Genomic DNA, 4315 nt, shown 5'->3' on the forward strand with positions numbered 1-4315 from the left:
TTCATGCGCCGGGGAAAGAAGGCGACCAGAGAAACCACCATGCCCACATTCTGACCACCACGCGAGCGGTTGGGCCTGAAGGAATGGGCGCAAAAACGCGGGAACTGGACGACCGCCAGAGCGGAGCGGTGGAAGAAGTTCGGGCGAGGTGGGCAGGGATCGCTAATTTGGCCTTAGAGCGCGCTAGAGTAGCCGAGCGCGTTGATCACCGGAGTTATGCCCGGCAGGGCATAGAAGACGCTCCTACGGCCCATTTAGGCCCCTCTGCGGCTGCAATGGAGCGGAGAGGCGTCCAAACGGAGCGGGGCGGGATCAACCGCTTGGTGGTGGCGGCCAACCAAGCGCTGCACCAAGCGCGGCAGATGGTGGAGCGGGCGGCGGCCAGAGCGAAGGAAGCGGTTAGCCAGGTCATGGACCGCGGGGCGCGGATCATGGCTGAATTGGGGAAGATCGACACAAAGAAGCTGGATGAGGCTTTGCAAATCAGACAAGCCGAGAAGGTTTTGCAAGAACGGCAAAAACAACAACAAAAACCGAAAATGGCCTCAAAAAAAGGAAATGGGCCAGGGTTCGGCATGGGATTTTAAAATAAAAATATAATAATAACGAATAATATGTATTGTAAGTATTCTTACATGACATTTTAATAATAAAATTAGTTAAATTGACGCAAAATTATTTAATTATCATTATTTATTATTTTAATAAATTTTATCAAAATATTTATGTAGGACCTGGTGCTGGTTAGCATCTCTTGATGCACATCTATTGTTAGTGCATAATGAGTGCAATTCCATTTTCGGAGAGGAAAACAGTTATGCTTTCTAACTTTACTTTCAGGGTTGATGACGACCTAAAGGCCGCCTTCGTGCTAGCTGCGAAGGCCAACAACCGCACCGCCTCTTTGCTGGTGCGCGACTACATGGCCGCTTATGTAGAGGCCCAGGACCATGACAATTGGTTCAGTCAGCAAGTCAAGCAGGGGCTTGCCGAAGCGGCTGATCCTGCAACGAAGACTATCGCCCACGACGACGTTGCCGCCGACATCATGATCCGTCTCAATGGACGTTGAATGGCTCCCGGCAGCCCGGAAAAACTTGGCTGACATTGCCGACCATATCGCTCAAGACAACCCCACCGCCGCCCGTGAAATGGCTACCGCTATCCTCACGCGGGTGGCCCAGCTTGCAGCGCACCCACACCAAGGCCGCCCTGGCCGGGTGGCAGACACTCGCGAATTAGTCGTCACCGGTACACCTTACCTTGTCCCTTACATCGTGCAAGGCGAGGTTATCACGGTGCTCCGCGTGTTACATGGGAAGCAAAAATGGCCCTAGAAAACGACGCTTCAGACAGTGATGGACTAGAACTTCTAACCCCGATCCAGCGCCGTGTAATCACGTCAGCCGTTGAAATTATTGAGGAAAGTGAGCCTGACCAAATCGCTTTTCTCCACACAGTGCTCGCTCAATGTGGAATGCCATACCGCGCGATGACTGGGCAGCGCGATTACGTCCGCGAGAACGGCAAGATGTCCCTCGTCTTGACCGCCGGTCACCTGCTCGACAGGCAGACACATAAGCCCGTGTTACAGCCCTTACCTCACGGGCCAAAGCCGCGTTTGATTATGATTCACTTGTGTTCTGAAGCGGTTAGGAGGCAGTCACGTGTAATACCCGTTGGCGACAGTATGAGCGCATTTATGGGGAATTTAGGCCTGTCTGTGACCGGCGGTGTCCGGGGGACCATTACTGCTTTCAAGAAGCAACTCAATGCGCTCTCCGCATCACGGATTCAGATGTTTTTCGAGCATGGAGGTGGGGCCTCTATGGTTAACCCGGCTCCATTGATCCAGCAAATGGACCTATGGTTCCCGATAGATCCGCGCCAGCGTGTGCTATGGCCATCTGAAGTCACGCTGTCTGAGGAGTTTTACAACTCACTGACCCAATATGCGTTGCCGCTTGATCCAAGGGCACTGCAAGCCCTTCAACACTCAGCAAGAGCTTTAGACGTTTACACTTGGCTCGCCCACCGATTGCCACGTGTCCGTGAAAAAAAAGGGGCCTTCGTTAGCTGGCAAGCTCTCCAAATCCAGTTTGGGCCTGACGTAGCGGATATTAGAAACTTCAGGAAGCAGATGATCAAAGCCCTGGAACAAGTAATCCTGATCTATCGTGGCTGCCGGGTTGAGGCCGTCCGGGGCGGCTTGAGGCTGCACCATTCTCCGCCACCGATTCGCTCCACGACAATAGCTGTTCGTCGTCTTCCAAGCCCCTGATTCAAAATATTTTTTTTACGCAGAGTTTGCACCCTTTGGAGTATGGTGTGCCCTGTGGATAAAAAAGTTATCCACGCAGAGTTTGCACCCCATTTTACGCAGAGTTTGCACCCTTTTGGGCACGCAGAGTTTGCACCCCATCCTATAGGTTTTAGAATCCTATAGTTTGTCCTGTAGTTGTCTGGGAACAACGGGGATAACTTTCGACGCAACATTTTGTTGCGAAGATAGGGAACAAGAGAGAAACGAGCACCATATCTTGTTCTTGACTCCACTATTTCACATCACCAGAATGCAAAAAGCCCCGGCACGAGGCCGGGGCTTTTCTGCAACCAAATCTTGCGACCTGATGCTGATAGTCCGTAAGCTGCCAGCTAATCAGAGTCGCAGATTTTTCGCAAGGAATCTGCGAATGAGTAATGATACCGAGGAAGGCGAACTCGTCTTCACCAAGACGATTCGTCGAAACGGAAAAGTATATGTTCATCCAACGGGTTACTATGTTTTTAGGGCGAAGCCAAAATCGCCAAAAGAAACCAAAGAATAACCCATCAACCGAGGGAGCAAGTCCAACTTGCTCCCTTTTCATTTAACGAAGCTGATGCTGAAAGGCCATAAAGTGGCTTGGCAATGGGTTAGAAAGAGTCTTGCCAACAGACAGACCCACTGCCGTCTTGGCGCGGGGCCCACTTTCCGCCCAAGGAGAGGCATCCAATTTGTGTTGTCATCGTTAGGCCAAACTGAGCAACCAGTACACCCACGGCAAAGCCGCTAAAAAGGCTCAGGAGTACGGTCAAGACGATTAAGGCAGGTTTCCACCACTTGCGGCGTAGTTCCGCTTCCTGGGCCCTCTGAGCGGCAGGAATGGCCCATTGGCGAAGATCAGAGGTAACGGTCTGCAATGCCTTGGTTGTCTCCGAAAGCTTGATCAGTGTCTCGGAGGACCCCCGAGCTGCGCCTTGTTCGGCCATTTGGCCAACTTTCACAGGATCAGCCGCTTTCACGGCCCTAGAGAGCCCGGCTACTTGGCTTTCCAAAGCATCCAAGGCGTCAATCAGGGTTTGGCTCATTTGTTATCCTCCAGGCTCCAGCCTTCAAACGCCGCACGCTCTTTCTCAGGAAGGGCCGCTATTTGCTGTGTCAGCTTTACAGCCGCGTCAGGATCGCGCTTTGCTCGGGCTAGAACCAAGCCGCCGAGAATGATTTTTCGGCGGGTATCTTTCTTTCTCTCTTCGGCCTTTGCTTTTGCTTTCAGCTTTTGAACACGCGCCTTTGCTTGCTCAAGTTGGCGTTGCGCTTTCTCCAAGTCATCCATGGGATTTTTCCTCTAAAAACGGCACCCTCATTTCTATACTTCTTGCCGTAAAAACAACCAAACAAAAACCCTTGTGAGCGACAAGCGAACACCATAAAATTCCCGCCGAAGAATGAGGAAGGGCGCACTTATGCAAACTTCGTTTGCGTGCGGTCCTACGGACACTAACCAAAAACCAACTTAGCTCCTTCGGAGCGTTTACGACGGCAGGAAGAAAAATCAGTGGCGCTGTATCACCTGAGCATAAAGACCGTATCGCGGAGTAACGGCAGGTCTGCCGTTGCCGCGTCGGCCTATCGCTCAGGCTCAAAGCTTCATGACAAGCGCACAGGTGAAACCGCGGACTACACCCGTAAGTCTGGCGTTAAACATACGGAGATCATCACGCCAGAAGGTGCGCCAGCTTGGGCGCATAATCGTGAGCAGCTTTGGAACGGTGCCGAAGCTGCCGAGAAACGGAAAAACAGTGTCACTGCCCGCGAATATGAAATCGCTTTGCCGGCTGAACTAACCCCTTTCCAGCGCCAAGAAGCCGCACGGGCATTCGCCGGCTGGCTTGTCGAGCGGTTCGGGGTGGTGGCTGATGTAGCAATTCATGCGCCGGGGAAAGAAGGCGACCAGAGAAACCACCATGCCCACATTCTGACCACCACGCGAGCGGTTGGGCCTGAAGGAATGGGCGCAAAAACGCGGGAACTGGACGACCGCCAGAGCGGAGC

At 52.5% G+C, this 4315-nt stretch carries 8 protein-coding genes and 1 pseudogene; 7 read left to right on the forward strand and 2 right to left on the reverse strand.

What is annotated here, in order from left to right; all coding sequences use genetic code 11:
* The 6 genes and pseudogenes from ACLIRY_RS26595 to ACLIRY_RS26620 form a co-directional block, all read left to right on the forward strand.
* Nucleotides 1-275: pseudogene (locus ACLIRY_RS26595) on the forward strand (MobA/MobL family protein); the annotation flags it as partial.
* A gap of 45 nt (nucleotides 276-320) precedes the next feature.
* Entirely contained in the window at nucleotides 321-587 is a 267-nt protein-coding gene (locus ACLIRY_RS26600; protein ID WP_413208452.1) for a hypothetical protein, read from the forward strand.
* Between the two features lie 230 nt (nucleotides 588-817).
* Complete coding sequence (locus ACLIRY_RS26605) at nucleotides 818-1072, forward strand: CopG family ribbon-helix-helix protein (RefSeq protein WP_413208445.1); 255 nt, start codon at nucleotides 818-820, stop codon at nucleotides 1070-1072.
* Nucleotides 1062-1337, forward strand: coding sequence for a type II toxin-antitoxin system RelE/ParE family toxin (locus tag ACLIRY_RS26610; protein WP_413208446.1), 276 nt, complete (start codon nucleotides 1062-1064; stop codon nucleotides 1335-1337). The genes ACLIRY_RS26605 and ACLIRY_RS26610 overlap by 11 nt, the downstream gene beginning before the upstream one ends.
* Complete coding sequence (locus ACLIRY_RS26615; protein WP_413208447.1) at nucleotides 1328-2281, forward strand: replication protein RepA; 954 nt, start codon at nucleotides 1328-1330, stop codon at nucleotides 2279-2281. Before ACLIRY_RS26610 ends, ACLIRY_RS26615 begins: the two co-directional genes overlap by 10 nt.
* A 412-nt stretch (nucleotides 2282-2693) precedes the next feature.
* Nucleotides 2694-2828 (forward strand): hypothetical protein, encoded by a 135-nt coding sequence (locus ACLIRY_RS26620; protein WP_413208448.1) that lies wholly within the window; start codon nucleotides 2694-2696, stop codon nucleotides 2826-2828.
* A gap of 88 nt (nucleotides 2829-2916) precedes the next feature.
* On the opposite strand, the gene ACLIRY_RS26625 is transcribed toward ACLIRY_RS26620, so the two are convergent.
* Both ACLIRY_RS26625 and traD read right to left on the reverse strand, forming a co-directional pair.
* Nucleotides 2917-3351: a hypothetical protein gene (locus ACLIRY_RS26625; RefSeq protein ID WP_413208449.1), complete on the reverse strand. Its 435-nt coding sequence runs from the start codon at nucleotides 3349-3351 to the stop codon at nucleotides 2917-2919.
* Nucleotides 3348-3596, reverse strand: a complete 249-nt coding sequence (traD, locus tag ACLIRY_RS26630; protein ID WP_413208450.1) for a conjugal transfer protein TraD — start codon at nucleotides 3594-3596, stop codon at nucleotides 3348-3350. Before traD ends, ACLIRY_RS26625 begins: the two co-directional genes overlap by 4 nt.
* Before the next feature lie 222 nt (nucleotides 3597-3818).
* On the opposite strand from traD, the gene mobQ reads away from it, so the two are divergent.
* The coding region (mobQ, locus tag ACLIRY_RS26635; RefSeq protein ID WP_413208451.1) for a MobQ family relaxase at nucleotides 3819-4315 on the forward strand (497 nt) is incomplete at its 3' end.

Origin of the sequence: Rhodospirillum sp. A1_3_36 (genome assembly GCF_047263945.1) — a bacterium.
In the GTDB taxonomy this organism is placed as follows: Bacteria; Pseudomonadota; Alphaproteobacteria; order Rhodospirillales; family Rhodospirillaceae; genus Rhodospirillum.

Coding starts and splice junctions, on each gene's coding strand:
- ACLIRY_RS26625 (WP_413208449.1), bottom strand. CDS start 3,351: ATGAGCCAAACCCTGATTGACGCCTTGGATGCTTTGGAAAGCCAAGTA.
- ACLIRY_RS26605 (WP_413208445.1), top strand. CDS start 818: ATGCTTTCTAACTTTACTTTCAGGGTTGATGACGACCTAAAGGCCGCC.
- ACLIRY_RS26620 (WP_413208448.1), top strand. CDS start 2,694: ATGAGTAATGATACCGAGGAAGGCGAACTCGTCTTCACCAAGACGATT.
- traD (WP_413208450.1), bottom strand. CDS start 3,596: ATGGATGACTTGGAGAAAGCGCAACGCCAACTTGAGCAAGCAAAGGCG.
- ACLIRY_RS26610 (WP_413208446.1), top strand. CDS start 1,062: ATGGACGTTGAATGGCTCCCGGCAGCCCGGAAAAACTTGGCTGACATT.
- ACLIRY_RS26615 (WP_413208447.1), top strand. CDS start 1,328: ATGGCCCTAGAAAACGACGCTTCAGACAGTGATGGACTAGAACTTCTA.